Here is a 25,315-nt window from a genome sequence, read left to right on the forward strand (position 1 = left end):
CTGCCGTGCGGTTGCCTATTCATGACGCATCCAATACACTAATGCGCTCATCACCCCTGCGTGACTGGCGATAGAACCCTTCGGGTTCAAGGTGGAGCATCCCACCGTGAAGCGCGGGGCGCCGTTTTTGCCGTTCGCCTGGGCAGCCGTTGTGCGCCGTCGCGTGCATCGCCGGTGGCTGTCCTGCCTCGCGTCATACGGATTCTTCCGCCACGTCGAGCTGGTCCCCCCAGCAGCGCACCGTACTCGGCCACTCCGGTCAACCTGTACACACTTAACGGAAACCGTATGTTTGACAGAGCCCAAAGCACCATCGCGAACGTCGATCCCGAAGTCTTTGCAGCGATCGAGCAGGAAAACCGCCGCCAGGAAGATCACATCGAGCTGATCGCGTCGGAAAATTACACGAGCCCGGCCGTGATGGCCGCGCAGGGCTCGCAGCTCACGAACAAGTACGCGGAAGGTTATCCGGGCAAGCGCTACTACGGCGGTTGCGAGTACGTCGACGTCGTCGAGCAACTGGCGATCGACCGCGTGAAGCAGCTGTTCGGTGCGGAAGCCGCGAACGTGCAGCCGAACTCGGGTTCGCAGGCGAACCAGGGCGTGTTCTTCGCGATGCTCAAGCCGGGCGACACGATCATGGGCATGAGCCTCGCGCACGGTGGCCACCTGACGCACGGCTCGCCGGTGAACATGTCGGGCAAGTGGTTCAACGTGGTGAGCTACGGCCTGAACGAGAACGAAGACATCGACTACGAAGCGGCCGAGAAGCTCGCGCAGGAACACAAGCCGAAGCTGATCATCGCGGGCGCGTCGGCGTTCTCGCTGAAGATCGATTTCGAACGCCTGGCGAAGATCGCGAAGGCGGTGGGCGCGTACCTGATGGTCGACATGGCGCACTACGCAGGCCTGATCGCGGCCGGCGTGTACCCGAACCCGGTGCCGCACGCAGATTTCGTGACGACGACGACGCACAAGAGCCTGCGTGGCCCGCGCGGCGGCGTGATCCTGATGAAGTCCGAGTACGAGAAGCCGATCAACTCGGCGATCTTCCCGGGCATCCAGGGCGGCCCGCTGATGCACGTGATCGCGGCGAAGGCGGTGGCGTTCAAGGAAGCGCTGTCGCCGGAGTTCAAGGCATACCAGGAAAAGGTGGTCGAGAACGCACGCGTGCTGGCTGAAACGCTGGTGAAGCGCGGGCTGCGGATCGTGTCGGGCCGCACGGAAAGCCACGTGATGCTGGTCGACCTGCGCGCGAAGAACATCACGGGCAAGGCAGCGGAAGCGGCGCTCGGCGCGGCGCACATCACGGTGAACAAGAACGCGATCCCGAACGACCCGGAAAAGCCGTTCGTGACGAGCGGCGTGCGCCTGGGTTCGCCGGCGATGACGACGCGCGGCTTCGGCCCGGCGGAAGCGGAGCAGGTGGGCAACCTGATCGCCGACGTGCTGGAGAGCCCGGAAGACACCGCGACGATCGAGCGCGTGCGCGCGCAGGTCGCCGAGCTGACCAAGCGTTTCCCGGTCTATCGCTGATCGACGATGCGCTGCCCGTTCTGCCGGCATGACGACACGCAGGTCGTTGATTCGCGCGTGTCCGAAGATGGCGCCGCGATTCGGCGGCGCCGTCGCTGCTCGGCTTGCGACAAGCGCTTCACGACGTACGAGCGGGTCGAGCTGTCCCTGCCGTTCGTCGTGAAGAAGGACGGCAGCCGCACGGAATTCGACCGTCGCAAGATCGTCGCCAGCATGCAACTCGCGCTGCGCAAGCGGCCGGTTGCCGCCGACGCGATCGACGCGGCGGTCGCCCGCATCGAATATCAACTGCTCGCGACAGGCGAGCGTGAAGTGCGTAGCGAGAAGCTCGGCGAACTCGTGATGAACGAGTTGCGCGGCCTCGATACGATTGCCTATGTCCGCTTCGCATCGGTGTATCGCCGGTTCGAGGACGTTTCCGAATTTGCCGACGTGATCGAAGAGTTCCGTCGCGCCTCTCCCGCCAAGACTCCGCGTAAGCGCTGACGCGCTGCGTCCGTTCATCGTCTTCTCCGTTGGTTCAGTTCGCGCCGATTGTGTCGGTCGCGATTGCATGTCGCCAGTCGGCCGTTCGGCAAATGGCGTGCGTCCGCACGTGTCGCTACAGTCGTCGCATCACCTTGGCGGAGAACGACTGCGATGGGACTGCGTTATCCATCCTTGAAAAATGTGGTGCGATGCTCGGGCGGGTTCACGCTCGTCGAGCTGATGGTCGCAATCGCGCTGGCGGCCGGGCTTGCACTCTATGCGGCACCCGCGTTCGACCAGTGGCGCATGCGCGAACGCGTGGATGCGCGCTCGCTTGCGCTGCTCGGGGCGCTGTCGTTTGCGCGTACCGAGGCGACGCGTCTCGGCGTGCGCGTCACGCTGTGCCGGGCCGGAAACGACGGCGTTTGCCTGCGTGCCGGCGAGCGGTGCGATTCGGCCGAATGGTCGTGCGACTGGCTCGTCAGTGGGCAATTCGACGGGCAGTCGCGCGTGCTGCGGCGCTATCCGCGCGATACCGAAGTGGCTGTCGCGGGCGCTGCGCACGATCTGGCTTTTGCGCCGCCGGTCGGTCAGGCGATCGGCGGAATCCGGCGTTTCGAATTGCGTCCGCGACGCGGCCCGTCCGGGGCTGACGACGCACGTGCGTCGCGTTGCGTGCGGATTGCGGCGGGCGGCCGCGCGCGCGTTGCCGCCGGCCGTTGCGACGCGGCGTGATGGCCATGCGCGACGCAATGCGCGGCACGTCGCTGATCGAGGCAATGCTGGCCATCGCGCTGCTCGCGACCGTGATGCTGGCGGTGGCCGGCAGCCAGCTCGCGATGGCACGCACGCAGCGCGCGACGATCTGGCGTGAACGCGCGCTGTGGCTGGCCGATGCGCGTATCGAGCGCGCGCGCGCTGTCGCGGGGGCCGACGACGGTCTCGCGGCGCTGGCGGCCGCATCGTTGCCCGGCGGGGCGATGACGCTCGACGACGGGCCGGGCGGCGTCCGGTACGCGATGGTCGGCTGGCGTGGCGGCAATGCGGCGGTTTCGTCGCGATGCGAAGCCGCAGGTGCGTCGGCGCAGCCGCCGTCGTGCGTCCGGATTCCGTTTCGGGAGGCTGGTGCCGATGAACGTTGATCGCCGCATGCGTGCGCATACGCTGCTCGAGGTGCTGATCGCGATGACGGTTGGTCTCCTCGTGCTCGCGGCGGCCGGTGCGCTGTACCACGCGCAGCGCATTGCGCAGCGGCGCGCGGAGGACGGGTTCCGGATGCGCGATGCGGCCGGCACCGCGCTGATGCTGATCGGCCAGCAGCTCCAGATGGCAGGATTTCGGCCGCTCGATGCCGAAGGCGCGTCATCGTTGCCGCTGGTGTTCGGCTGTTCGATGGCGCGCGTGCGGGGCGACGGTGCGCAGGCGCGGTGCGAGCCCGTACGCGCTTCATCGGACGCGTTGCTGATCCGGTATGTCGGCGATGCCGTGTCGACATGGCCGACGGCGAGCGGCCAGGTGTCGGATTGTCTCGGGCAGGGTGTCGGCGTGTCGGGTGAACGGGCGCAGGTGGAGAGTCGCTTCGATGCGCACGTCAGCCCGTCGACGGGCGAGCCCGAACTGTACTGCGAAGGAAACGGCCGCCCGGGCACGCCACAGCCGGTTGTGTCGGGAATCGATCAGTTGCGTGCGCGCTATCTTCGTCGCGGCGGCATGCAGTTCGTCGATGCCGATGCAATGCGTGCCGATGACTGGCGCGATGTGGTGGCCGTGCATGTCTGCGTACGGGCGCGCGGCGAACCGATGCGCGAGCCGGCCCGCCACGTCGACTGCGATGGTCGCGCTGCGGTTGCACAGGACGGCCGTGCACGTTTGACGCTGCATCGCGTCGTCGCGTTGCGGAATTCCGCGATCGCATTCGACGATTCGTCGCGCGACGCAACGCACGCGCGCGAGGTGTTGCGATGAGCGGAGCAGGACAGTGCGCGCGGGAGATATCGCGATGCGTCGCGGCAGGCGACATGCATGGGTGCATTGTGGCGAACCGTGACGAACTGAGGCAGGCTGCGCGCACGGGAGCCGTGGCAACGAACCGGCGCGAGCCGCACACACGCTTCCGGCCTGCCGGTCGCGACTGGCGTCGCGACGCGGGCCTTGCATTGCCCGCGGTGATCGCGGTTGGTGCGGCCGTTGCGGCACTGACAGGCACGTGGTTCGAATCCGCGCTGACGGAATCGCGCCGTACGCGTATGTTGTCGGATCGAGTGATCGCATTCCATGCGGCCGATGCCGCGCTCGCTGCATGCACCGCGCGATTGCTCCGTGGCTCGGCACCCTACGTGAACGAAGGCGAATCGCGCGCGGAGCCCGACGCGTGGCGGCGCATGCCGGCGATGGCGGCCGCCGAAGCGTTCGCGCCGTTCACCGGATGGCCGATGGCCGCGCAGCCGCCGCGATGCCTGATCGAGGCATGGCGCGGGGCAGGGCCGGCCGGCGGCCGCGCTTACCTCGTCACTGCGCGTGGTGTCGGTGCGCATGCGTCGAGTGCCGTTTGGCTGCAACACCAGGTCGCGATCCGCGATGGACGCATCGTTGCGCTGCGCTGGCGGCGCGTCGCGGTGGTGCTTCGATGAACGGTTGCGCGCCGATGCACCGATCTGAGGGATTCACGCTGCTCGAGCTGATGATCGTGCTCGCGATCGTCGCGGTGCTGGCTGGATGGGGCATCCCGTCGTACCGCGAGCATGTCGTGCGCGTCCATCGCGCGTCGGCGGTGTCCGCGTTGTACCGGGCGGCCCAATATCTCGAAACGCTGGACGGTGCGCCGCCGCCGGTATTACCGGACGCGCTCGCGCAGGCGCCGCCGGACGGGCGGGCGGTCTATCGATTGACGCTCAGGCGGCCGGACGGCGACGATTCGCCGGTCACCTACGAGTTGGAAGCAATCCCGCTCGACACGGGCCCGATGCACGACGATGCCTGCGGCGCTTTCACGCTGCGTTCGGACGGGACGAAGGGCAAAACGCGGCCGGATGGTACCGACGAACAGGGCGCTGCTTGCTGGGGCGTACGTTGAACGCGCACGACAGGCGCGCAACGGCACATGGCCGTGCGTGCGGGATGTCGATTGTCAGTCGTCGTGCGCGTCGAGTCCGCGCTCGTCGCGCGATTCCTTCCAGATCCGGTAGACCTCCCATGCGGCGAAGCCGAGCGTGCCCCACTTCAGCGCGGGGCCCGCGCTCGCGCGCAGCAGCGAGCGAACGGGTTTCGCCAGCACGAGCGACGCGAGCGAACTCAGCATCGGATACTGGTTGACGAGGTGGCCGAGGCTCGCGTTCAGGTTCTTTGCGGACTGGCTGAACTTGTTGCTGGAAAGGCCGGGGATGAATACCTTGAGCCAGCTGAAGCGCGTGACAGCCTGGCGCATTTCGCCGGCGGCTTCCGCGAGTTCGAGCCGCTCGACTTCGGATCGCAGGATCAGCAATTCCTTGCGGAGCGCGCGATGCTGCGACGCGCTCCAGTTCGATCGCGACGAATGGGGGCGGTGTGCATTGCCCGTGACGTTCTGGCTCATGGCGCGTCGGCGAAGTAGGTGGGAGGAGGGAACACGACTGCGTTCACGGCTTGCCGCGGAACAGCTCGCGGTCTTTCTCGAGTTCGGCGAGCGTCGCCTCGAACACGGTCGGCGCGGTGCGCAGGCCCGAGCGCGCCTTCAGTGCGCACACGATGCCGCCTACGGCATATAGCGCGGTGATCGCCGCGAGCGACTGCCAGCGATAGGTGTCCCAGAACGCGATCGTGACGAGCACGGTCAGGCTGATGAGCGCCATGGTCGCGAGCATCATGGCGGCGAGCCCGAGGAACAGCACGCCCATCAGGCGTTCCTTCTCCTCGGCAAGCTCGATGCCCACCAGTTCGAGGCGCGTTTGGAGAAGCCCGATCGCGGAGCCGACGAGGCGGCGCAGCGGTCCTTGGCCGGACGGCTGCGAGGTGGTGTCTGTCGTCATGGGTGAGGTGCTTGCGCGTGCAGTGAGCAGCTAGGACAAAGCCGGCCGGCGGCAACCGCCAACCGGCTTCGACGCCCGTGGGCCGCGCAACGCGGCCCACGGGACGGAACGGCGCAGCGCGCGTTACTTGCGGTTGATCAGCAGGCCGATCAGCACGCCGACGCCGGCTGCAACGCCGATCGACGTCCACGGATGCTCGTGCACGTAGTCGTCGGTCGCGCGAGCGGCCTTCTTGCCTTTCTCGACGACCACGACCTGGACGTCGGCTGCCTTGTCCTTGGCCTGCTTCAGGCGCGACATGGCTTTCTCGCGCAGCTCGGCCGCACGGTCACCCGTGCTGCTGGCGGCTTGCTTGAGCAGGTCTTCGGCGTCTGCGAGAACGGTTTTGATATCCGACATCAGTTTCTCCTTGTTGATTTCCGACATTGCAACTCCCTTCGTGCTGTCATGCTGCAGGTTCACATCGTAGCGAAACGCCTGCCTGCTGGCGAGCCGGGAAGACACACGGCGGCAGTGCAAAATCGCATGGTAAACGATTTGTAATCGTCAACAGAGCGGCAAACGGGGTGGAAAGTTTCCGTCCTGGCCGTTCGTCCTGCCCCGACAGCAGGCAAAAATGACAAAAAAGTATGAATATCAAACGGAATAATCGTTCGCACGGTCCCTTGCTTCCCGTAAGCTGATGGACTGCCCCGCGCCATACCGCGCGCGGTTTCAACCAGCATCGTTCGAGGAGGGAACATCATGAGTCTGCGTCTTGGCGACATCGCACCGGATTTCGAGCAGGAATCGAGCCTGGGGCCCATCAAGTTTCACGAGTGGCTCGGCGACAGCTGGGGCGTCCTGTTCTCCCACCCGGCCGACTACACGCCGGTGTGCACGACGGAACTCGGGCTGACCTCGAAACTGAAGGGCGAATTCGAGAAACGCAACGTGAAGGTGATCGCGCTGTCGGTCGACGGCGTCGAATCGCACAAGGGCTGGATCAACGACATCAACGAAACGCAGTCGACGGTCGTCGGCTTCCCGATCATCGCCGATGCGGACCGCAAGGTTTCGCAGTTGTACGACATGATCCATCCGAACGCGAATGAAACGCTGACGGTGCGTTCGCTGTTCGTGATCGACCCGAACAAGAAGGTGCGGCTCACCATCACCTATCCGGCCAGCACGGGTCGCAACTTCGACGAAGTGCTGCGCGTGATCGACTCGCTGCAACTGACCGACAACTACAAGGTCGCGACGCCCGGCAACTGGAAGGACGGTGACGACGTCGTGATCGTGCCGTCGCTGCAGGATCCGGAAGAGCTGAAGAAGCGTTTCCCGAAGGGCTTCAACGCGGTGCGTCCGTATCTGCGCCTCACGCCGCAGCCGAACAAGTAAGCATCGGCGGCGCGTGAACGCGGTACCGGGCCGGCGGCCCGGATCGCGGATCCGATATCCGATGAAAAAACGGCTCGCCCGGCAGTCATGCCGGGCGAGCCGTATCTTTTTGCGCGTACGCGGCACCGCTGCCGGGCGCGCCGCATCCGGACGATCAGAAGAATGCCTGGATGCCCGTCTGCGCGCGGCCGAGAATCAGCGCGTGGATGTCGTGCGTGCCTTCGTACGTGTTGACCACTTCGAGGTTCACGAGGTGGCGCGCGACGCCGAATTCGTCGGAGATGCCGTTGCCGCCGAGCATGTCGCGCGCGAGCCGGGCGATGTCGAGCGACTTGCCGCACGAATTGCGCTTCATGATCGACGTGATCTCGACGGCCGCCGTGCCTTCGTCCTTCATCCGGCCGAGGCGCAGCACGCCTTGCAGGCCGAGCGTGATTTCGGTCTGCATGTCGGCGAGTTTCTTCTGGATCAACTGGTTCGCGGCGAGCGGCCGGCCGAACTGCTTGCGATCGAGCACGTACTGGCGCGCGGTGTGCCAGCACGATTCGGCGGCGCCGAGCGCGCCCCATGCGATCCCGTAGCGCGCCGAGTTCAGGCAGGTGAACGGGCCGCGCAGGCCGCTCACGTTCGGCATCAGGTTCTCTTCGGGCACGAACACCTCGTCGAGGACGATTTCGCCGGTGATCGATGCACGCAGCCCGACCTTGCCGTGGATCGCGGGCGCCGACAGGCCCTTCCAGCCCTTCTCGAGAATGAAGCCGCGGATCGCGTCCTTGCCGTTCTCTTCCAGCTTCGCCCACACGACGAACACGTCGGCGATCGGCGAATTCGTGATCCACATCTTCGTGCCGGACAGCGAGTAGCCGCCGGGCACCTTCTTCGCGCGCGTGACCATGCTGCCCGGATCGGAGCCGTGGTTCGGCTCGGTCAGCCCGAAGCAGCCGATCCATTCACCGGTCGCGAGCTTCGGCAGGTATTTCTGCTTCTGCGCGTCCGAACCGAATTCGTGAATCGGCACCATCACGAGCGACGACTGCACGGACATCATCGACCGGTAGCCCGAATCGACGCGCTCGACTTCGCGCGCGATCAGGCCGTAGCTCACGTAATTGAGGCCAGGGCCGCCGTATTCCTCCGGAATCGTCGGGCCGAGCAGGCCGACTTCGCCCATCTCGCGGAAGATGGCTGCGTCGGTGCGTTCGTGGCGGAACGCTTCGGTGACGCGCGGCGCGAGCTTGTCCTGCGCGTAAGCCTGCGCGGCATCGCGCACCATCCGCTCTTCCTCGGTCAGTTGCTGGTCGAGCAGCAGCGGATCGTCCCAATGAAAAGTTGCAGCACTCATCGTCTCATCTCCTGTCGGTCCGCGTTAGCGCTTCACTGCTTACGCATGACCCCATGCTTTGCGGTCGGTCAGCGTTAGCGCTTCGGCACTTGCGCTGATCCATGCTTTGCGGTCGTCCCCGGTCTGGCCGGGCTCATGCCAAATGATTGCTTGACTGAAGTTCCGCTGTGCGGAACAATGTTTTGCAAATCAAACCCAGTGTAGCATCAGATGACACTTTCAACCATCGACGAAACCACGATCGACGAACGCAAGTTCGTCGTCGCGCTCGCGCGCGGGCTCGACCTGCTGCGCGCCTTCCGGCCCGGCGAGACGATGCTCGGCAACCGCGACTTCGCGGAGCGCACGGGGCTGCCGAAGGCGACCGTGAACCGGCTGGCCTATACGCTGACCGTGCTCGGCTACCTGCGCTACGACGAGACGCTCGGAAAGTATGCGCTCGACGCCGGCGTGCTGTCGCTCGGCTACGCGCTGCTGTCGGGCTCGGGGACGATCGATCTCGCGCGGCCGCACATGCAGGCGCTCGCGCGCGAGATCGGCGCGGCCGTGTCGCTCGGCTGCCGCGACGGGCTCGACATGATCTATCTGGAGACGATCCGCAGCGAGACCGCGCTGACGCTCGGGCTCGCGCCCGGTTCGCGGTTGTCGATGCTGACGAGCTCGATGGGGCGCGCGTACCTGGCCGTGCAGCCGGAGGACGTGCGTCGCGCGCTTTATGCGGAATTGCATCGCGCGGCCGGCGGCGCGGCCGACGCCGACGCGCTCGTTGCCGCCGCGCAGCAAGCGGTGGCCGAATTCTCGGCGGGCGGTTGCTGCTATTCGTTTCGCGCGTGGCACATGGACGTGAACGCGGCGGCCGTGCCGTTTCGCGAGCCGCGCGAGGGGCGCTGGCTGATCCTGAGCTGCAGCGGCCCCGCATCGTCGATGGACGAGGATGTGTTCCGTACGCAGGTCGGGCCGAAGCTGAAGGCGCTCGCGCAGCGGCTCGGGCAGACGGCGTGAGCAACGCGGCGCGCGGCTATCGGCGTCGCGCCGCAACCGTTTCGTCTCCGGTGTTGGTGAGAGCGGGTGAGGGCTGCCGCCGTCTCTTGTGCTGCGGTCGAACCGCGCTCATCATCGTTCGCCAGCTTCCCGACGGCGAGGTTTGCGATGTCTCACCCGGAATCAATGGAAGGCGGATGTGCGTGCGGCGCGATCCGCTACCGTATCGCCCACGTTCCGACCGATGCCGGCTTCTGCCACTGCCGGCTCTGCCAGCGCACGACCGGCGCGGCGGTCGTCGCATCGGCATCGGTGCCGATCGACGCGTTCGAATACCTGCAGGGCGAGCCGACCGTCTACGCGTCGAGCGAGTGGGGCGAGCGGCGCTTCTGCGGCCGTTGCGGCGCGCAGCTCGAATACCGGCTTGGTGACGCGCCGAAGACGGTAGAAATCAATTACGCGACGCTCGACGAGCCGTCGCGGCTGCGTCCGGCGTGGCACGTCTGGTATGGGGACCGTTTCCCTGGCATCGAGATCGGCGACGATCTGCCCAAGTACGACGATGGCGGACGAGCGTAAGCGGTAACCATCGGCACCGACGGGCAGGCGTCGGGCAGCGGGGTGCGCCACGCGACCCGCTCTCGCTGTCCGGCAAGCAGGCCAACACCCGCATCCGGCATCCGGCGCGCAGCTCTCCGCGCGCGCCTGCCCCCATCCGCTCAGGCCGTCACGACCTTCGCAAACGCGGGCCCCTGCATGAACCGCACGTCATGCTGGCGCAGCAGCTCGCACTGTGTCTCGTCGACGACGCCGTCGAAGATCAGCGGAATCCGCACGCGCTGCGCATACGCGACGAGCGCCTTGACCATCCCGTCGCGCAACGCGATGCCCGCATCCATCTTGATGTAGTCGGGCCGTGCCATGTCCGATTCGACCGCGAGGATGCGGCCCGGATCGGGCAGCTTGTCCGCGACCTTGAAGCCGTGATGCTGGTAGCTGCGCGTCAGGTAGCCGAGGAAGGTCTTGTGCGCGACCGCGACCGCCGGCAGCTCGATCACGATCCGCTCGGTCGGCAGCCCGAAGCGCTGCAGCACCGACGAGAAATGCTTGCCGTGATCGTACTTCACGCTCTTGAGCAGCCGTTCGTGCACGCGCAGGAACAGCAGCCCGTGGCGCTGCGCGCCGAAGAAGTTGATCGCGTGCAGCGCGCGCGACAGGCGGTCGATCGCGACGAGCGTCTGGTCGTCGACCGCCGAGTCGACCGGATCGTGCGCGGCACCCGTGACGACCGTAACAGCCTGGAAGCCGAGTTCGTCGCCGTAGCGCTCGATCGCGTCGGTGAACGACGTCGATTGCGGCGCGCCGGGCATCGTCACGTCGTAGATCGGTTCGTAGGCGCTGCCGAGCGTGCGCTCGGGCAGATTCGCGCTCGCGGTGCCGCCTTCGGCAAGCGCGAGGTGATCCCGCAGATACGGCAGTTGCCCGGCACGGGCGACCAGCTCGGGAATGGTGGGCGGAATCATCGGCGTAAGAAGGAAAAACGGCGGCCGAACGGGCCGCCTCGTATCTGGATATTAGCAGCGCGCGCCACGCTCGGCTTGGCGTTTCGCTCATATGGTTATCCCGTTCTCGAGCCCGCGCCTAGGGTTTACGTTGATTTCACTATTCGTAATTGGTTTTACTATTCGTAAATCCAGGATTTGTCGCCGATCAAGAAATGCGGCATTCGGGCGCCGCTCGACGGCGCCGTTCGCGAATCAACAGGAAGCAAGGAGCGAGACGTGGCGGTTGACAGGAAAGGCGGGCGGGAGCGCCGGCAGGCGACGGGCGGGACGACAGGCGCGCTGGCGCGCGCACGGCAGGGTTGAGGAGCGGATGGCGACCATGAGCACCGATTACCAGACGCTGAAGTTCGAGTACCGTCCGCGCGCGCATGACGCGGCCGTTCACCCGGTGATCGTCGTCGGCGCGGGCCCGGTGGGCCTGTCGGCCGCGATCGATCTCGCGCAGCAGGGCGTGCCCGTCGTGCTGCTCGACGACGACGACACGCTGTCCACCGGCTCGCGCGCGATCTGCTTCGCGAAGCGCACGCTCGAGATCTTCGACCGGCTCGGCTGCGGCGAGCGCTTCGTCGACAAGGGCGTGAGCTGGCACGTCGGCAAGGTGTTCCTGCAGGACGAGCAACTTTACGCATTCGACCTGCTGCCCGAGGAAGGGCATGCACGCCCCGCGTTCATCAACCTGCAGCAGTACTACGTCGAAGGCTATCTGGCCGACCGTGCGTTCGAGCTGTCGAACATCGACATCCGCTGGAAGCACAAGGTGACGGGCATCGAGCAATCGGCCGAGCATGCGGTACTGACGATCGAGACGCCGGAAGGTGCAGCGACGCTGCGTGCGCAATACGTGATCGCGGCCGACGGCTCGCGCAGCCCGATGCGCGCGATGATGGGCCTCGAAAGCCGCGGCCGCACGTTCAAGGATCGATTCCTGATCGCCGACGTGAAGATGAAGGCGGAGTTTCCGACCGAACGCTGGTTCTGGTTCGATCCGCCGTTCCACCCGAACCAGTCGGTGCTGCTGCACCGCCAGCCCGACAACGTGTGGCGCATCGATTTCCAGCTCGGCTGGGACGCCGATCCCGTCGCCGAGAAGCAGCCGGAGCGCGTGATCCCGCGCGTGCGCGCGCTGCTCGGGCCGGACGTCGAGTTCGAGCTCGAATGGGTGAGCGTCTACACGTTCCGCTGCCAGCGGATGGACACGTTCCGTCACGGCCGCGTGCTGTTCGCGGGCGACTCCGCGCACGGCGTGTCGCCGTTCGGCGCGCGCGGCGCGAACAGCGGCGTGCAGGACGCGGACAACCTCGCATGGAAGCTGAAGCTCGTGCTCGACGGCCGCTCGGCCGACCGCCTGCTCGATACGTACGCGAGCGAACGCGAGTTCGCGGCCGACGAAAACATCCGCAACTCGACGCGCTCGACCGATTTCATCACGCCGAAAAGCCCGGTGTCGCGTGTGTTTCGCGACGCGACGCTGAAGCTCGCGCGCGACTGCGAGTTCGCGCGCAAGCTGGTGAACAGCGGCCGCCTGTCGGTGCCGGCCGTGCTGGCCGATTCGCCGCTGAACACGCCGGACCGCGGCGGCGACGCATTCGCGTGCGCGATGCGGCCGGGCGCGGCAGCAGCCGATGCGCCGGTGCGTGTGCAGGGTGCGGCGGGCTGGCTGCTGCAGCACCTGCGCGGCGGCTTCACCGGCGTGCTGTTCGGGTTGCCGGGCGATGCGGCCGCGCTCGCGCAGGCCGTCGACGGCCTCGCGCTGCCGGTGCGGCCGGTGCTCGTCGTGCCGGCCGGGCACGCGCAGCCGGTGGCCGGCGTCGACGTCGTGGAGGACGTTGACGGTTTCGCCGCGCAACGCTACGACGCGAAGCCCGGCACGTTCTACCTGCTGCGTCCCGACCAGCATGTCTGCGCACGGATGCGCACGCTCGACCGTCAGGCGCTTGCCGACGCACTGGCGCGCGCGACCTGCGCACGCTGAATACGATAAAGACACCGGAGACCCCGTCATGCCCTCACTCGACACCCGCCCGCGCCTGGCCGATCCGGACGCGTTCTACGAAGCGCTGATCGACATGCATCGCGACCTGTCCGACGCCGACAGCCAGCTCGTCAACGCGAAGCTGATCCTGCTGCTCGCGAACCAGATCGGCGATGCCGACGTGCTGCGCGAAGCGATGGCGCTCGCGCGCCAGGGCGTGACGCCGCCCGTGCATCCGGCCGCCGAGGTGGCGCAATGAGCGCGGCGCCGGCCGACGCACGCGTGCTCGAAGTCGAGCGCGTGATCGACGAGACCCATCGACCGGGCTTTCACTGGATGCTGCTCGTGTTGTGCGGGCTGTGCCTCGTGATCGACGGTTTCGATGCACAGGCGATGGGCTATGTCGCGCCGAGCGTGATCGCCGAATGGGGCGTGCCGAAGCAGGCGCTCGGCCCGGTGTTCAGCGCGAGCCTGTTCGGGATGCTGCTGGGTGCGCTCGGGCTGTCGGTGCTGGCCGACCGGATCGGGCGGCGCCCGGTGCTGATCGGCTCGACGCTGTTCTTCGCGGTGACGATGCTCGCGACGCCGTTCGCGGGCTCGATTCCCGCGCTGATGGCGCTGCGCTTCGTCACGGGCCTCGGCCTCGGCTGCATCATGCCGAACGCGATGGCGCTGGTCGGTGAGTTCAGTCCGGCCGCGCATCGTGTGAAGCGGATGATGATGGTGTCGTGCGGCTTCACGCTCGGCGCGGCGATCGGCGGCTTCATCAGTGCCGCGCTGATTCCGGCGCTCGGCTGGCGTTCGGTGTTCTTCGTCGGCGGCGCGGTGCCGCTCGTGCTCACGATCGCGATGGTCGCGCGGCTGCCCGAGTCGCTGCAGTTCCTGGTGCTGAAAGGGCGCGTCGCGCAGGCGCGCGACTGGCTCGCGCGCTTCGCGCCGCAGGCCGGCATCGATGCGAACACGCGGCTCGTCGTGCGCGAGCGCGCCGCGACCGGCGCGCCGGTCGCCGAGCTGTTCAGCCACGGCCGCCTGCCGGTCACGCTGCTGCTGTGGGCGATCAGCTTCATGAACCTGATCGATCTGTACTTCCTGTCGAACTGGCTGCCGACCGTGATGCGCGACGCGGGCTATTCGCCGGGCACGGCGGTGATCGTCGGCACGGTGCTGCAGACGGGCGGCGTGATCGGCACGCTGTCGCTCGGCTGGTTCATCGAACGCTACGGCTTCGTGCGCGTGCTGTTCGCCTGCTTCGCGTGCGCGGCCGTGTCGGTGGGGCTGATCGGCTCGGTCGCGCATGCGCTGCCGTGGCTGCTGGTCGTAGTGTTCGCGGGCGGGTTCTGCGTGGTCGGCGGGCAGCCGGCCGTGAACGCGCTCGCGGGCCAGTATTACCCGACGTCGCTGCGCTCGACGGGCATCGGCTGGAGCCTCGGCATCGGCCGGATCGGCTCGGTGCTCGGGCCGCTCGTCGGCGGACAACTGATTGCGCTCAACTGGTCGAACGGTGCGCTGTTCCACGCGGCCGCGGTGCCCGTGCTGTGCTCGGCGCTGTTCGTCCTCGGATTGGCCGGTGTGACGCGGCGAAACGGTGCGCACGCGCCGAACGCCGCGATGAATTGATGGAGAAAGGAAACGATGACGCTTGACCTGTCGAAACCGGCGACCGCCGGCTACCTGAGCGGTTTCGCGAACGAATTCGCGACCGAGGTGCTGCCCGGCGCGCTGCCGCACGGCCGCAACTCGCCGCAGCGCGCGCCGTACGGGCTGTATGCGGAGCAGCTGTCGGGCACCGCGTTTACCGCGCCGCGCGGCCATAACCGTCGCTCGTGGCTGTACCGCATCCGCCCGGCCGCCGTGCACCGGCCGTTCGAGCCGTACGCGGGCCCGCAGCGGCTCGTGTCGGAATTCGGTGACTCGGCCGACGTGCCGCCGACGCCGCCGAACCAGCTGCGCTGGGATCCGCTGCCGATGCCGGTCGAGCCGACCGATTTCGTCGATGGGCTGGTGACGATGGCCGGCAACGGCTCGGCGGCCGCGATGAACGGCTGCGCGATCCACCTGTACGCGGCGAACCGTTCGATGCAGGATCGCTTCTTCTACAGCGCGGACGGCGAACTGCTGATCGTGCCGCAGCAGGGGCGGCTGTTCATCGCAACCGAATTCGGCCGGCTCGACGTCGAGCCGTTCGAGATCGCGGTGATCCCGCGCGGCGTGCGCTTTTCCGTCGCGCTGCCGGACGGCGACGCGCGCGGCTACATCTGCGAAAACTTCGGCGCGCAGCTGCGGCTGCCGGATCTCGGCCCGATCGGCTCGAACGGTCTCGCGAACCCGCGCGACTTCCTGACGCCGCAGGCCGCTTACGAGGATCGCGAAGGCGCGTTCGAGCTGATCGCGAAGCTGAACGGGCGACTGTGGCGCGCGGACATCGGCCATTCGCCGCTCGACGTCGTCGCGTGGCACGGCAACTACGCGCCGTACAAATACGACCTGCGCCTGTTCAACACGATCGGCTCGATCAGCTACGACCATCCCGATCCGTCGATCTTCCTCGTGCTGCAGTCGCAGAGCGATACGCCGGGCGTCGACACGATCGACTTCGTGATCTTCCCGCCGCGCTGGCTCGCGGCCGAGGATACGTTCCGCCCGCCTTGGTTCCACCGCAACGTCGCGAGCGAGTTCATGGGGCTCGTGCACGGCGCGTACGACGCGAAGGCGGAAGGCTTCGTGCCGGGCGGCGCGAGCCTGCACAACTGCATGTCGGGCCACGGGCCCGACGCGGACACGTTCGAGAAGGCGTCCGCGAGCGACACGACGAAGCCGCACAAGGTCGACGCGACGATGGCGTTCATGTTCGAGACCCGCACGCTGATCCGGCCGACGCGCTACGCGCTCGACACCGCGCAACTGCAGGCGGACTACTTCGAATGCTGGCAAGGCATCAAGAAACACTTCAACCCGGAGCAACGATGAGCGACACCCAAGACTGGCGCGCGACGCTCGACCCGGCCCGCAAGAGCTGGGTCGACACGGCGAACGATCCCGCCTGCGATTTCCCGATCCAGAACCTGCCGTTCGGGATCTTCAGCGATGCGAAGCAGGCGGCGCGCCGTGCGGGCGTCGCGCTCGGCGACCAGATCGTCGATCTCGCGGCGCTCGCGCGCGCGGGCCTCGTGACGCTGCCGGCCGGCGCCGATGCGTTCGCCGCACCGACGCTGAACGCGTTCATCGCGCTCGGCCGCGATGCCTGGCGCAGCGTGCGCGTGCAACTGTCGGACCTGTTCTCGCGCGACAACGCACGGCTGCGTGACGATGCGGCGCTGCGCGCGCAGGTGCTCGTCGCGCAGCGCGACGCGACGCTGCATCTGCCGGTCGAGATTCCCGGCTACACCGATTTCTATTCGTCGAAAGAGCATGCGACCAACGTCGGCTCGATGTTTCGCGATCCGAAGAATGCGCTGCTGCCGAACTGGTCGGAGATGCCGATCGGCTACAACGGCCGTGCGTCGTCGGTGGTCGTGAGCGGCACGCCGGTGCGGCGCCCGAACGGGCAGCTGAAGCTGCCCGACCAGGAGCGTCCGGTGTTCGGCGCGTGCCGCAAGCTCGACATCGAGCTGGAGACGGGCTTCATCGTCGGCCAGGGCAACGCGCTGGGCGAGCCGATCGCGTGCGAGGACGCGGAAGCGCATATCTTCGGGATGGTGCTGCTGAACGACTGGAGCGCGCGTGACATCCAGCAGTGGGAATACGTGCCGCTTGGCCCGTTCAACGCGAAGACGTTCGCGACGACGATCTCGCCGTGGATCGTCACGCTCGACGCGCTCGAACCGTTCCGCACCGCGCAGCCGGAGCAGGCGCCGCAGCCGCTCGCGTATCTGCGGCACGCGGGCAAGCATGCGTTCGACATCGCGCTCGAAGTGACGCTGCGCGCCGAGGGCGCGGCAGAAGCGACGTCGATCTGCCGCACCAACTTCAAGCACATGTACTGGACGATGGCGCAGCAGCTCGCGCACCACACGGTCGCGGGCTGCAACACGCGGGTCGGCGACCTGATGGGTTCGGGCACGATCAGCGGGCCGACGAAGGATTCGTTCGGCAGCCTGCTCGAACTGACGTGGAACGGCAAGGAGCCGGTTGCGCTGCACGGCGGCGGCAGCCGCGCATTCATCGAGGACGGCGACGAGCTGACGCTCGCCGGATGGTGCCAGGGCGACGGCTATCGCGTCGGCTTCGGCACCTGCGCCGGCAAGATCCTGCCGGCGCGGAGTGCGTAACGGACGACGGCGCGTCGCGCGTGGTCCGGCAGGACAGGGCGGCCCGCATTGCGCGGGCCGCTTTCGTTTTGGCGGCGGACGGCGGCGCGAACGCGCCGATGTATTGCGATGCAGTGCGATGTATGCCGGCGTCAGACCGCGCGTTGCAACGCGGCGCGGCGTTCCCACAGCGCGGCCGCGACGAACGCCGCGACGCAGACGACCAGCACGCCGACTAGCGCGTTGCTGCCCAGTTGCTCCATCAATGCGCCCGCAACGAGCGGGCCGCCGAAGCTCGCGGCGCTCCACGACGCCGACACGAGCGAGCTCGCGGTGACGAGCGCCGCGCCGCGGAAGCGTTCGCCGCATGCGACGAGCGACAGCGTGTAGATGCTGCCGGCCGCCGCGCCGAGCACGAACAGCAGCGGCCAGCACAGCCACGGGTTCGCGATCACGAGCGGCAGCAGCGGCAGGCCGGCCAGCACGACCCAGCCCGCGCCGAGGTGCACGCGTTCGCGGCCGAGCTTGTCCGCGAGCCAGCCGATCGGGAACTGCATCGCGGTGTCGCCGAACAGCATGATCGACGCGAGCAGCACGGCGGTCGCGCTCGCGACGCCGTGATCCATCGCGTAGAGCGGCAGCAGCGACAGCGCGAGCGTATCGAACAGCGCGAAGAATCCGGTGCCGATGATCAGCGCGGGCATGCGCGGCAGCACGTCGAGCCAGCGACCGTGTGCCTCGTGATGCGCGTCGTCGCCCGCGAGCGGCGCGCGCCGGATCGTCGCGAGCGTCGGCAGCGCGAGCAGGAACAGTGCGCCGCACAGCGCGAATCGGATGCTCGTCGCACCGGCGATCTGGCTCACGAGCACGGGGCCCGCCATCTGGAACAGCGTGAAATTGGTCGCGTAGATCGCAACGACGCGGCCGCGCGTCGAATCGTCGGCGAGCTGGTTGACCCACGCCTCGCCGATCGTGAACAGCAGCATCAGTGCGGCGCCGCACAGCACGCGCAGCACGCCCCACAGGAGCAGGTTCGACGTGAACTGCATCAGCGCGGTGGCTGCCGCGAGTAGCACGACCGACACGACGATCGCGCGGCGCGAGCCGATGTGCCGCGCGAGCGCGGTGACGAACGGAACGATCGCGAGGCCGCCGAGCGCCTGCGCGGCCGTCAGCATGCCGACGACGTTGGTGCCGTGTCCGGCTTCGGTCAGTGCGAGTGCGGTGAGCGGCAGCGTGGCGCCGGTCCCGAGGCCGACGACCGCGACGCTCAGGATGAGCGCGAGGAAATCACGATTGAGAATGGCTTTCATCGGCCGGGATGCTACACCGCGGACCTTGAAAGGTCCATGAAGGCCGTCAGGCTCGAATGGCGTTGCGCACGCAACGAATGCGTGTCGTTGCGTTACACGTATTCGGTCGGCGCGGCCAGCGGGCGGCGTTCGAGCGACGCCGACCACAGCGTGAGCGCCAGCGCCGCGACGGCCATCGCGACGCCGACCCACGGCAGGTTCACGAGCGACACGCCGGAGCCGATCGCCATCCCGCCGAGCCACGCGCCCGTCGCGTTGCCGAGGTTGAACGCGCCCTGGTTCAGCGTCGACGCGAGGTTCGGCGCGTCGCTCGCGCGATCGACGATCAGGATCTGCAGCGGCGGCACGATCGCGAACGCGAGGATGCCCCACACGAAGATCGTCGCGAGCGCGGCGAACGGCAAATGCATCGTGCCCGCGAACAGCGCGAGGACGATGCCGATCAGCGCGAGCGTCGCGATCAGCGACGGCATCCGGCGCCAGTCGGCGAGCCTGCCGCCGAGCGTACCGCCGACCGTCAGGCCGAGGCCGAACAGCAGCAGTACATAGGTGACCTGACGCGGCGAGAAGCCCGTCACGTCCTCGAGGATCGGCGTGATGTACGTGAACACGCTGAACAGGCTCGCGGACGCGAGCACGCTGATGCCGAGCACCATCAGCACCTGCGGGTGTTTCAGCACGCTGAATTCGCGCGTGATGCTGGTGTCGGGCATCGCGAGGTTCTTCGGCAGGCAGACCGCGAGCGCGGCGGCCGCGGCGATGCCGATGCCGGTGACGGCCCAGAACGTCGCGCGCCAGCCGAATGCCTGGCCGAGCGCGGTGCCGAGCGGCACGCCGAGCACGTTCGCGAGCGTGAGGCCCGTGAACATCAGCGCGATCGCCTGCGCGCGACGGTTCGGCGCGACGAGGTTGCTCGCGACCACCGAGCCGATCCCGAAGAACGCGCCGTGGCAGAACGCAGTGACCACGCGCGCGGCCATCAGCACCGCATAGCCCGGTGCGATCGCGCAGAACAGGTTGCCGGCGATGAACAGCCCGATCAGGCCCATCAGCGCGCGCTTGCGCGGCATCTTCGCGGTGACGATCGCGAGGATCGGCGCGCCGATCGTCACACCGAGCGCGTAGCCCGACACGAGCATTCCGGCGGCCGGAATCGACACGCCGAGGTCGCGCGCGACGTTGGGCAGCAGCCCCATGATCACGAATTCGGTGGTACCGATTCCAAATGCGGCGACGGCAAGGGCGAAAAGAGGCAAGGGCATCGCGGTAGGCTCGGGGAAAGCCGCCGCTCGGGCGGGCGCAGGATGCGCGGGACGGGCGGACGGGAAGGCGAACGACAGCGCGATTCTACTTCAGTGAAAACCCTTATGCTCGGGGCCAAAACGGATGTTGCCGGCGTGCGACGGCGCAGCCGGCGGGAAGCTCACAATGTGGGATTTGGTGGCGATTTTCTGCAGCGTGTGACCGTGCCGGGGTCGGAACGATGGTGGCTACCGGGCCGCGCTTCAGGCCAGCCGTTCGGGTGAACCGTCGGGTAGCACGACGGATTGCGCGGGTTCGGCGATCGCGTCCGATGCGTGTTGCGCATTCGGGTCCGCTGCGGCGTTCGTGTTTGCGGGCGACGCAGGCGATCCGGCGGCGTCGAGCGCGGCCGGATCGTCCCAGCCGTTTTCGAACAGGCACGCTTCGATCGGCATCCGCGCGGCCCAGCGCTCCTGCTCGAGCATCGGTTTTGCATAGAACGCGTCGACGTGTCCGACGCACAGCACCGCGATCGGCTTCGCACCGTCGGGCATCCGCAGCAGCGTGCGCAGCGCATCGACGTCGAACAGCGACACCCAGCCCATCCCGAGCCCTTCCGCGCGCGCCGCGAGCCACATGTTCTGGATCGCGCACGCGGCGGACGCGAGATCCATCTCCGGCAGCGTGCGGCGGCCGAACACGTGGCGCTCGCGGCCGTCGGCGAGCGCGACGACCAGCAGCTCGCCGCATTCGCGCACGCCTTCGACCTTCAGCCGCATGAATTCGTCCTGGCGCTCGCCGAGCGCGTCGGCGGTCGCGCGGCGCTCGGCCTCGACCAGCGCGTGGATCGCGGTGCGCAGCGAGGGATCGGTGATGCGGATGAAGCGCCACGGCTGCATGAAGCCGACGCTCGGCGCGTGGTGCGCCGCGCGCAGCAAGCGCGCGAGCACGGCCGGATCGACGGGCGCCGGCGTGAAGTGGCGCATGTCGCGCCGTTCGAAAATGGCGCGGTAGACGGCGGCGATGTCGGAGTCGTCGAAACGCATGAGCGGCAAAAGCAGGGGATGACGTCGGCGCAACGATAGCAGACCGCGCGCGGGCCGCGTTACATCAGTCGAAACAAAACCCGGAATTGTTGATGGCGCGCGGATGCGGCGCCCGGACGCGATATCGGCCGGCAAGCGCGCGGCGGGTGGCGGGTGACCTTGCCCCGTCGAGTACACCATTCGCAAGTTAGTGGGCTCGCCGGTTGAGGCTGGCCGCGCGTCAGGCGTCAGCGATTCGGGCTCACCACGTTTGCGGGCGTGCCCGCGTGCCAGGCCTCGATGTTCAGCAGCGTCGTGTGCGCGATCTCTGCCAGCGCCTCGCGCGTGAAGAACGCCTGGTGCGACGTGACGATCACGTTCGGGAACGTCAGCAGGCGCGCGAGCACGTCGTCCTGCAGCGGCAGGTCGGAGTGATCCTCGAAGAAGAGCCCGCTTTCCTCCTCGTACACGTCGAGCCCGAGATGGCCGAGCTGGCCGCTCTTGAGCGCGTCGATCAGCGCCTGCGCATCGACGAGGCCGCCGCGGCCGGTGTTGATCAGCATCGCGCCGTGCTTCATCCGCGCGAGCGTCTGCGCGTTGATCAGATGGTGCGTCGACGGCAGCAGCGGACAGTGCAGGCTGACGATGTCGGCCTGGTGCAGCAACGCGTCGAGCTCGACATAGCGCGCGCCGAACGCGATCAGCTCGTCGTTGTACGGCGGCACCGAGTGCGCGAGCACATGCATCCCGAAGCCCATCATGATCTTCGCGAACACGCTGCCGATGATGCCGGTGCCGATCACGCCGACGGTCTTGCCGTGCAGGTCGAAGCCGAGCAGGCCGTTCAGCGAGAAGTCGCCTTCGCGGGTGCGCGCGACGGCGCGCGGCAGGCGGCGGTTGAGCGCGAGGATCAGCGCGACCGCGTGCTCGGCGACCGCGTGCGGCGAATACGCGGGCACGCGCACGACCGTGATGCCGAGCCGCTCGGCGGCCGCGAGGTCGACATGGTTGAAGCCCGCCGAGCGCAGCGCGATCAAGCGCGTGCCGCCGTCCGCCAGCCGCTCGAGCACGGCCGCGTCGACCGTGTCGTTGACGAACGGGCAGACGACGTCATAGCCGTGCGCGAGGATCGCGGTCTCCGCGTCGAGGTGCGACGGCTGGAAGTGCAGCCGATAGCCGAACTGCCGGTTGGCGGCGGTAAACGAATCGTCGTCGTACTGCCGGCTGCTGAACAGGATCACGCGCACGCTGCACCTCCGATGGCTGACGCGCGCAGTTTACTGCAGGCCCGTGACGATGTCGGAGCGGTCGGGCCCGCGCGACGGACGCAGGAAACCGTAATCTTTCCGCTCGTGGGCCGTCTGCGCGCTGAAGTGGTCGAGCGCGTGCTCGACGAAGCTGCGCGTGCGGGCCGGCACGTACTGGCGGTTCGGATAGACGAGCGACAGTTGCGCGTCCGGGTCGTCGATCCGGTAGCCGGGCAGCAGCCGCACGAGCGTGCCGCTGTTGAGCGCATCGGCGACGCACGGCTCGGGCAGCACCGCGATACCGGCGCCGGCAATGGCGGCCGCCTGCACGAGCGCGAGCTGGTTGACCGTGCAGGCCGGGCGCACCGTGACCGAATGCGCGACGCCGTCGTGGCCGATCAGCTGCCACGCGGGCGCATGCTGGTGCGGCGCGAGCGTGACCCAGTCGTGGCCCGGCAGGTCGTCGGGCGCGCGCGGCTCGCCGCGCCGGTTGAGATAGGCCGGCGCCGCGCAGGCGACGAACGGGTTCGGTGCAAGCGCATGGCCGATCAGCGCCGGGTTGCCGTCGAGCCGGTTGCCCGTGACGATGCCCACGTCGTAGCCCGAATCGAGCACGTCGAGCGGCCCTTCGGCGACGGTCAGCTGCACGCGCAGCTCCGGGTAGCGGTGCCGGAAGCTGCTGACGAGCGGCGTCAGCGCAAGCGGCGACAGCAGGCCCGATGCGACGACGCGCAGCGTGCCGGCCGGTTCGCGCACGGCATGCGCGACGGACGACTCGAGGTGGTCGAATTCCTCGAGCAGTGCACGGCAACCGTCGAGGTAGCGCACGCCGGCCTCGGTGAGCGACAGGTTGCGCGTGGTGCGATGGATCAGCCGTGTGTTCAGGTGGCCCTCGAGCATCGCGATCGAACGCGTGACGAGCGCGTTGGACACGCCGAGATGGTGCGCTGCGCGCCGGAAGCTCTGCTGCTCGGCGACGCAGACGAATACACGCATGGTCTGAATCTGGTTCATGGCTTGTGTATTTCTGGCCCGGTTGATTGATTATGGTTGTGATTTTTCGCCGTGCAACCTCGAAAACGCGTCGCGCGGCACCCAGTTCTCCTTCGTATCGAAAAATCGGTTTTCGATTCCGCAGACGATTGTTAAATACAGTTGCGATATCCGTCAACCTGAGAAAACGGGCGGGTTGCGGAAAATCGAAATCGCGAGTACCGGTTAAATGTCGGGCTGTCTCGTGTCCCTACCGTTCAAAGGCGGAAGAGTATTGGAATATGCATCGTGGCGGCGAATAATTCGTATGTTAATCAATTGGTTGTTCGTGATTCGATCAGGTTTGCTCCGGTAATTTAGGGAATCGCTCCCTAATACATGCTGCAGTAATGGATGTTTTTACCCGTGCGCGGATTTTGCGTATCGCATTCCGTGCGGCGATTTTTATCGAACATCCGGTCTATTTCGTTCGATACGCAAGTCGCGCTGAACCGTCGGCGTCGCTGAAATGCGGCGATATTGGCGGAGAAAATCGCGCGCATGGAACCGTTTCGCAACCGGCCGGCAATGCCATTCCAATCCGGAACGCCGGCGCGCGATGCTTGGGCGGCCGGCTGGCCCGGTCCGGCGACCGGGCCACCGTCGCGCTGTCCGGCCGCGCGTGCCACTTGCGCGAGGCCGCGGAACGGGGAATGATCGATCAGTTCGCCATGCAGTCCGGCTGGCGTCCGTGCATTCCCTTTCCTCGACTTTTACCTGCCATGTCCATCGATTACTCGCCGATTCCCTGTCCCGTCGTCGTGCCGCTCGACGCGATCCTGCCCGAAGAACCGCTGCTGATGATGGGGGCCGGCCCGGTTCCGATCCCGGCCGCCGTCGCGAAGGCGAACACGATCGTGATCAATCACCTCGGCGCGACGATGGCGAAGATCATCGAGCAGGTGAAGGAGATGGCGCGCTACGTGTTCCAGACCCGCACGAAATGGGTGCTCGGCGTCGCGGGCCCCGGCTCGGCCGCGATGGAAATGGCGATCTCGAACCTCGCCTGGCGCGGCACGCGCGTGCTGTCGATCCGCAACGGCTTCTTCAGCGCGCGGATGGCCGAGATGGCCACGCGCGTCGGCGCCGACGTCGCGACGCTCGAAGTGGCCGACCGCGCGGTCGCGAGCCTCGACGAGGTCGCGGATGCGATCGCACGCGAGCGGCCCGAGATCGTCACGATCGTGCAGGGCGAGACGTCGAACACCGTGTGGAACCGCGACCTGCGCGACATCGCGGCGCTCGCGAAGGCGGCCGGCGCGCTGGTCGTCGTCGACGCGGTGTGCACGCTGTCGACGATGCCGCTCGACATGGATGCGTGGGGCATCGACGCGGTGATCACCGGCGGCCAGAAGGGGTTGTCGTCGATCCCGGGCGTGTCGCTGATCGCGTTTTCCGACGCCGCGTGGGAGCGCATGAAGCATCGTCCCGAGCCGAATACGCACTGGTGCCTCGACATGGCGCTCGCGGAGAACTTCTGGCACAACGCCGGTTATCACTACACGGCGCCCGTGTCGGGCGTGCTCGCGCTGCACGAGGCGCTGCGGCTGGTGTGCGCGGAAACGCTCGAAAGCCGCTTCGCGCGCCACCTGCGCTGCTCGCTCGCGCTGCAGGCGGGTGTCGAGTCGATGGGGCTCAAGCTCTATGCGCCGAAGGACTGCCGGCTCAATTCGGTGGTCGGGATCGAGACGCCGGAAGGGCTCACGCCCGGGATGGTCTGCGGCCATATCTCGAAGCAGTACCAGGTCGAGATTTCGGGCTCGTTCGGGTTGCCGATCGTGCGGATCGGGCAGATGGGCGAGCAGTGCCGCGAACACAACCTGTTCCGCACGCTGCATGCGTTCGGCCGCACGATGGTCGACCTGAAGGTGCCGGTCGACCTGCCGGCCGGCGTCGCGGCGCTCGAACAGGAACTGTCGCAACGCGGCGCGTAACGCCGCAGGCGGCAACCGGCCCTG

At 67.4% G+C, this 25,315-nt stretch carries 27 protein-coding genes and 1 riboswitch; of the genes, 16 read left to right on the plus strand and 11 right to left on the minus strand.

What is annotated here, in order from left to right; all coding sequences use genetic code 11:
* The first annotated feature begins 50 nt into the window (after positions 1 to 50).
* Positions 51 to 151, plus strand: a riboswitch (ZMP/ZTP riboswitch).
* Positions 152 to 288: 137 nt separating this feature from the next.
* The 7 genes from glyA (at position 289) to OEJ37_RS12260 (ending at position 5,077) form a co-directional block, all read left to right on the plus strand.
* Positions 289 to 1,536, plus strand: a complete 1,248-nt coding sequence (gene glyA / locus OEJ37_RS12230; RefSeq protein WP_174421163.1) for a serine hydroxymethyltransferase — start codon at positions 289 to 291, stop codon at positions 1,534 to 1,536.
* Positions 1,537 to 1,542: 6 nt separating this feature from the next.
* On the plus strand, positions 1,543 to 2,022 hold the full coding sequence (gene nrdR / locus OEJ37_RS12235) for a transcriptional regulator NrdR (protein WP_006476792.1): 480 nt from the start codon (positions 1,543 to 1,545) through the stop codon (positions 2,020 to 2,022).
* Between the two features lie 153 nt (positions 2,023 to 2,175).
* The gene (locus OEJ37_RS12240; RefSeq protein WP_174421162.1) at positions 2,176 to 2,739 is read left to right on the plus strand and encodes a GspH/FimT family pseudopilin; all 564 of its coding nucleotides are present in this window, start codon (positions 2,176 to 2,178) and stop codon (positions 2,737 to 2,739) included.
* Positions 2,739 to 3,146, plus strand: a complete 408-nt coding sequence (locus tag OEJ37_RS12245; protein ID WP_174421161.1) for a hypothetical protein — start codon at positions 2,739 to 2,741, stop codon at positions 3,144 to 3,146. The genes OEJ37_RS12240 and OEJ37_RS12245 overlap by 1 nt, the downstream gene beginning before the upstream one ends.
* Complete coding sequence (locus tag OEJ37_RS12250; RefSeq protein ID WP_263344426.1) at positions 3,136 to 3,969, plus strand: PilW family protein; 834 nt, start codon at positions 3,136 to 3,138, stop codon at positions 3,967 to 3,969. The genes OEJ37_RS12245 and OEJ37_RS12250 overlap by 11 nt, the downstream gene beginning before the upstream one ends.
* Positions 3,970 to 4,172: 203 nt before the next feature.
* Positions 4,173 to 4,634 carry a pilus assembly protein gene (locus tag OEJ37_RS12255; RefSeq protein ID WP_263344501.1) on the plus strand — a complete coding sequence of 154 codons (462 nt, stop codon included), beginning with the start codon at positions 4,173 to 4,175 and terminating at the stop codon, positions 4,632 to 4,634.
* Positions 4,631 to 5,077, plus strand: a complete 447-nt coding sequence (locus OEJ37_RS12260; RefSeq protein WP_174421159.1) for a type IV pilin protein — start codon at positions 4,631 to 4,633, stop codon at positions 5,075 to 5,077. Before OEJ37_RS12255 ends, OEJ37_RS12260 begins: the two co-directional genes overlap by 4 nt.
* Before the next feature lie 54 nt (positions 5,078 to 5,131).
* On the opposite strand, the gene OEJ37_RS12265 is transcribed toward OEJ37_RS12260, so the two are convergent.
* From OEJ37_RS12265 to OEJ37_RS12275, 3 genes are all read right to left on the minus strand, one after another.
* Positions 5,132 to 5,575 carry a DUF3318 domain-containing protein gene (locus tag OEJ37_RS12265; protein ID WP_152861901.1) on the minus strand — a complete coding sequence of 148 codons (444 nt, stop codon included), beginning with the start codon at positions 5,573 to 5,575 and terminating at the stop codon, positions 5,132 to 5,134.
* 43 nt (positions 5,576 to 5,618) lie between these two features.
* Complete coding sequence (locus OEJ37_RS12270; protein WP_174421158.1) at positions 5,619 to 6,008, minus strand: phage holin family protein; 390 nt, start codon at positions 6,006 to 6,008, stop codon at positions 5,619 to 5,621.
* Positions 6,009 to 6,131: 123 nt separating this feature from the next.
* On the minus strand, positions 6,132 to 6,434 hold the full coding sequence (locus OEJ37_RS12275) for a YqjD family protein (RefSeq protein ID WP_026044969.1): 303 nt from the start codon (positions 6,432 to 6,434) through the stop codon (positions 6,132 to 6,134).
* 318 nt (positions 6,435 to 6,752) lie between these two features.
* Between OEJ37_RS12275 and OEJ37_RS12280 the strand changes: the two genes are divergently transcribed.
* Positions 6,753 to 7,391, plus strand: a complete 639-nt coding sequence (locus tag OEJ37_RS12280; protein ID WP_034182833.1) for a peroxiredoxin — start codon at positions 6,753 to 6,755, stop codon at positions 7,389 to 7,391.
* Between the two features lie 154 nt (positions 7,392 to 7,545).
* On the opposite strand, the gene OEJ37_RS12285 is transcribed toward OEJ37_RS12280, so the two are convergent.
* The gene (locus OEJ37_RS12285; RefSeq protein WP_175919036.1) at positions 7,546 to 8,733 is read right to left on the minus strand and encodes an acyl-CoA dehydrogenase; all 1,188 of its coding nucleotides are present in this window, start codon (positions 8,731 to 8,733) and stop codon (positions 7,546 to 7,548) included.
* Positions 8,734 to 8,943: 210 nt separating this feature from the next.
* On the opposite strand from OEJ37_RS12285, the gene OEJ37_RS12290 reads away from it, so the two are divergent.
* Together OEJ37_RS12290 and OEJ37_RS12295 are read left to right on the plus strand one after the other, a co-directional pair.
* Entirely contained in the window at positions 8,944 to 9,735 is a 792-nt protein-coding gene (locus tag OEJ37_RS12290) for an IclR family transcriptional regulator (protein ID WP_034182835.1), read from the plus strand.
* A 147-nt stretch (positions 9,736 to 9,882) separates the two neighbouring features.
* Positions 9,883 to 10,293 carry a GFA family protein gene (locus OEJ37_RS12295; protein WP_174421156.1) on the plus strand — a complete coding sequence of 137 codons (411 nt, stop codon included), beginning with the start codon at positions 9,883 to 9,885 and terminating at the stop codon, positions 10,291 to 10,293.
* Between the two features lie 140 nt (positions 10,294 to 10,433).
* On the opposite strand, the gene OEJ37_RS12300 is transcribed toward OEJ37_RS12295, so the two are convergent.
* Positions 10,434 to 11,237 (minus strand): EAL domain-containing protein, encoded by an 804-nt coding sequence (locus tag OEJ37_RS12300; protein ID WP_034182837.1) that lies wholly within the window; start codon positions 11,235 to 11,237, stop codon positions 10,434 to 10,436.
* 352 nt (positions 11,238 to 11,589) lie between these two features.
* On the opposite strand from OEJ37_RS12300, the gene OEJ37_RS12305 reads away from it, so the two are divergent.
* From OEJ37_RS12305 to fahA, 5 genes are read left to right on the plus strand one after another with little or no spacing between them, the layout of a single operon-like run.
* On the plus strand, positions 11,590 to 13,251 hold the full coding sequence (locus tag OEJ37_RS12305; RefSeq protein WP_174421155.1) for an FAD-dependent oxidoreductase: 1,662 nt from the start codon (positions 11,590 to 11,592) through the stop codon (positions 13,249 to 13,251).
* 28 nt (positions 13,252 to 13,279) lie between these two features.
* Positions 13,280 to 13,510 carry a DUF2783 domain-containing protein gene (locus tag OEJ37_RS12310; protein ID WP_021157152.1) on the plus strand — a complete coding sequence of 77 codons (231 nt, stop codon included), beginning with the start codon at positions 13,280 to 13,282 and terminating at the stop codon, positions 13,508 to 13,510.
* Positions 13,507 to 14,868 (plus strand): MFS transporter, encoded by a 1,362-nt coding sequence (locus OEJ37_RS12315; RefSeq protein WP_263344428.1) that lies wholly within the window; start codon positions 13,507 to 13,509, stop codon positions 14,866 to 14,868. Before OEJ37_RS12310 ends, OEJ37_RS12315 begins: the two co-directional genes overlap by 4 nt.
* Before the next feature lie 15 nt (positions 14,869 to 14,883).
* Entirely contained in the window at positions 14,884 to 16,218 is a 1,335-nt protein-coding gene (gene hmgA / locus OEJ37_RS12320) for a homogentisate 1,2-dioxygenase (protein WP_174421153.1), read from the plus strand.
* A complete protein-coding gene (gene fahA / locus OEJ37_RS12325) occupies positions 16,215 to 17,519 on the plus strand; it encodes a fumarylacetoacetase (RefSeq protein ID WP_175919031.1) in 1,305 nt (434 codons plus the stop codon). The genes hmgA and fahA overlap by 4 nt, the downstream gene beginning before the upstream one ends.
* A gap of 131 nt (positions 17,520 to 17,650) precedes the next feature.
* Here the strand turns inward: fahA and OEJ37_RS12330 are convergent, their stop codons facing one another.
* The 6 genes from OEJ37_RS12330 to OEJ37_RS12355 form a co-directional block, all read right to left on the minus strand.
* Positions 17,651 to 18,811 carry an MFS transporter gene (locus tag OEJ37_RS12330; RefSeq protein ID WP_174421151.1) on the minus strand — a complete coding sequence of 387 codons (1,161 nt, stop codon included), beginning with the start codon at positions 18,809 to 18,811 and terminating at the stop codon, positions 17,651 to 17,653.
* 92 nt (positions 18,812 to 18,903) lie between these two features.
* Entirely contained in the window at positions 18,904 to 20,073 is a 1,170-nt protein-coding gene (locus OEJ37_RS12335) for an MFS transporter (protein WP_034182844.1), read from the minus strand.
* 243 nt (positions 20,074 to 20,316) lie between these two features.
* Positions 20,317 to 21,099 carry a 5,6-dimethylbenzimidazole synthase gene (gene bluB, locus OEJ37_RS12340; RefSeq protein ID WP_175919030.1) on the minus strand — a complete coding sequence of 261 codons (783 nt, stop codon included), beginning with the start codon at positions 21,097 to 21,099 and terminating at the stop codon, positions 20,317 to 20,319.
* Positions 21,100 to 21,326: 227 nt separating this feature from the next.
* On the minus strand, positions 21,327 to 22,325 hold the full coding sequence (locus OEJ37_RS12345) for a 2-hydroxyacid dehydrogenase (protein WP_174421149.1): 999 nt from the start codon (positions 22,323 to 22,325) through the stop codon (positions 21,327 to 21,329).
* A gap of 30 nt (positions 22,326 to 22,355) precedes the next feature.
* Positions 22,356 to 23,339, minus strand: a complete 984-nt coding sequence (locus OEJ37_RS12350; protein ID WP_174421148.1) for a LysR family transcriptional regulator — start codon at positions 23,337 to 23,339, stop codon at positions 22,356 to 22,358.
* 350 nt (positions 23,340 to 23,689) lie between these two features.
* The gene (locus OEJ37_RS12355) at positions 23,690 to 23,986 is read right to left on the minus strand and encodes a hypothetical protein (RefSeq protein ID WP_263344429.1); all 297 of its coding nucleotides are present in this window, start codon (positions 23,984 to 23,986) and stop codon (positions 23,690 to 23,692) included.
* 93 nt (positions 23,987 to 24,079) lie between these two features.
* Here OEJ37_RS12355 and OEJ37_RS12360 point away from each other — a divergent pair, with 93 nt between their 5' ends.
* Positions 24,080 to 25,291 (plus strand): pyridoxal-phosphate-dependent aminotransferase family protein, encoded by a 1,212-nt coding sequence (locus OEJ37_RS12360; RefSeq protein WP_174421147.1) that lies wholly within the window; start codon positions 24,080 to 24,082, stop codon positions 25,289 to 25,291.
* Positions 25,292 to 25,315 lie beyond the last annotated feature (24 nt).

The sequence above is a fragment of the Burkholderia sp. BKH01 genome (assembly GCF_025685725.1).
In the GTDB taxonomy this organism is placed as follows: Bacteria; Pseudomonadota; Gammaproteobacteria; order Burkholderiales; family Burkholderiaceae; genus Burkholderia; species Burkholderia pyrrocinia_C.

Excerpts from the sequence above, each read along its gene's own strand:
- glyA (WP_174421163.1), top strand. The coding sequence starts at position 289 with ATGTTTGACAGAGCCCAAAGCACCATCGCGAACGTCGATCCCGAAGTC.
- nrdR (WP_006476792.1), top strand. The coding sequence starts at position 1,543 with ATGCGCTGCCCGTTCTGCCGGCATGACGACACGCAGGTCGTTGATTCG.
- OEJ37_RS12240 (WP_174421162.1), top strand. The coding sequence starts at position 2,176 with ATGGGACTGCGTTATCCATCCTTGAAAAATGTGGTGCGATGCTCGGGC.
- OEJ37_RS12245 (WP_174421161.1), top strand. The coding sequence starts at position 2,739 with ATGGCCATGCGCGACGCAATGCGCGGCACGTCGCTGATCGAGGCAATG.
- OEJ37_RS12250 (WP_263344426.1), top strand. The coding sequence starts at position 3,136 with ATGAACGTTGATCGCCGCATGCGTGCGCATACGCTGCTCGAGGTGCTG.
- OEJ37_RS12260 (WP_174421159.1), top strand. The coding sequence starts at position 4,631 with ATGAACGGTTGCGCGCCGATGCACCGATCTGAGGGATTCACGCTGCTC.
- OEJ37_RS12265 (WP_152861901.1), bottom strand. The coding sequence starts at position 5,575 with ATGAGCCAGAACGTCACGGGCAATGCACACCGCCCCCATTCGTCGCGA.
- OEJ37_RS12270 (WP_174421158.1), bottom strand. The coding sequence starts at position 6,008 with ATGACGACAGACACCACCTCGCAGCCGTCCGGCCAAGGACCGCTGCGC.
- OEJ37_RS12275 (WP_026044969.1), bottom strand. The coding sequence starts at position 6,434 with ATGTCGGAAATCAACAAGGAGAAACTGATGTCGGATATCAAAACCGTT.
- OEJ37_RS12280 (WP_034182833.1), top strand. The coding sequence starts at position 6,753 with ATGAGTCTGCGTCTTGGCGACATCGCACCGGATTTCGAGCAGGAATCG.
- OEJ37_RS12285 (WP_175919036.1), bottom strand. The coding sequence starts at position 8,733 with ATGAGTGCTGCAACTTTTCATTGGGACGATCCGCTGCTGCTCGACCAG.
- OEJ37_RS12290 (WP_034182835.1), top strand. The coding sequence starts at position 8,944 with ATGACACTTTCAACCATCGACGAAACCACGATCGACGAACGCAAGTTC.
- OEJ37_RS12295 (WP_174421156.1), top strand. The coding sequence starts at position 9,883 with ATGTCTCACCCGGAATCAATGGAAGGCGGATGTGCGTGCGGCGCGATC.
- OEJ37_RS12300 (WP_034182837.1), bottom strand. The coding sequence starts at position 11,237 with ATGATTCCGCCCACCATTCCCGAGCTGGTCGCCCGTGCCGGGCAACTG.
- OEJ37_RS12305 (WP_174421155.1), top strand. The coding sequence starts at position 11,590 with ATGGCGACCATGAGCACCGATTACCAGACGCTGAAGTTCGAGTACCGT.
- OEJ37_RS12310 (WP_021157152.1), top strand. The coding sequence starts at position 13,280 with ATGCCCTCACTCGACACCCGCCCGCGCCTGGCCGATCCGGACGCGTTC.
- OEJ37_RS12315 (WP_263344428.1), top strand. The coding sequence starts at position 13,507 with ATGAGCGCGGCGCCGGCCGACGCACGCGTGCTCGAAGTCGAGCGCGTG.
- hmgA (WP_174421153.1), top strand. The coding sequence starts at position 14,884 with ATGACGCTTGACCTGTCGAAACCGGCGACCGCCGGCTACCTGAGCGGT.
- fahA (WP_175919031.1), top strand. The coding sequence starts at position 16,215 with ATGAGCGACACCCAAGACTGGCGCGCGACGCTCGACCCGGCCCGCAAG.
- OEJ37_RS12330 (WP_174421151.1), bottom strand. The coding sequence starts at position 18,811 with ATGAAAGCCATTCTCAATCGTGATTTCCTCGCGCTCATCCTGAGCGTC.
- OEJ37_RS12335 (WP_034182844.1), bottom strand. The coding sequence starts at position 20,073 with ATGCCCTTGCCTCTTTTCGCCCTTGCCGTCGCCGCATTTGGAATCGGT.
- bluB (WP_175919030.1), bottom strand. The coding sequence starts at position 21,099 with ATGCGTTTCGACGACTCCGACATCGCCGCCGTCTACCGCGCCATTTTC.
- OEJ37_RS12350 (WP_174421148.1), bottom strand. The coding sequence starts at position 23,339 with ATGAACCAGATTCAGACCATGCGTGTATTCGTCTGCGTCGCCGAGCAG.
- OEJ37_RS12360 (WP_174421147.1), top strand. The coding sequence starts at position 24,080 with ATGTCCATCGATTACTCGCCGATTCCCTGTCCCGTCGTCGTGCCGCTC.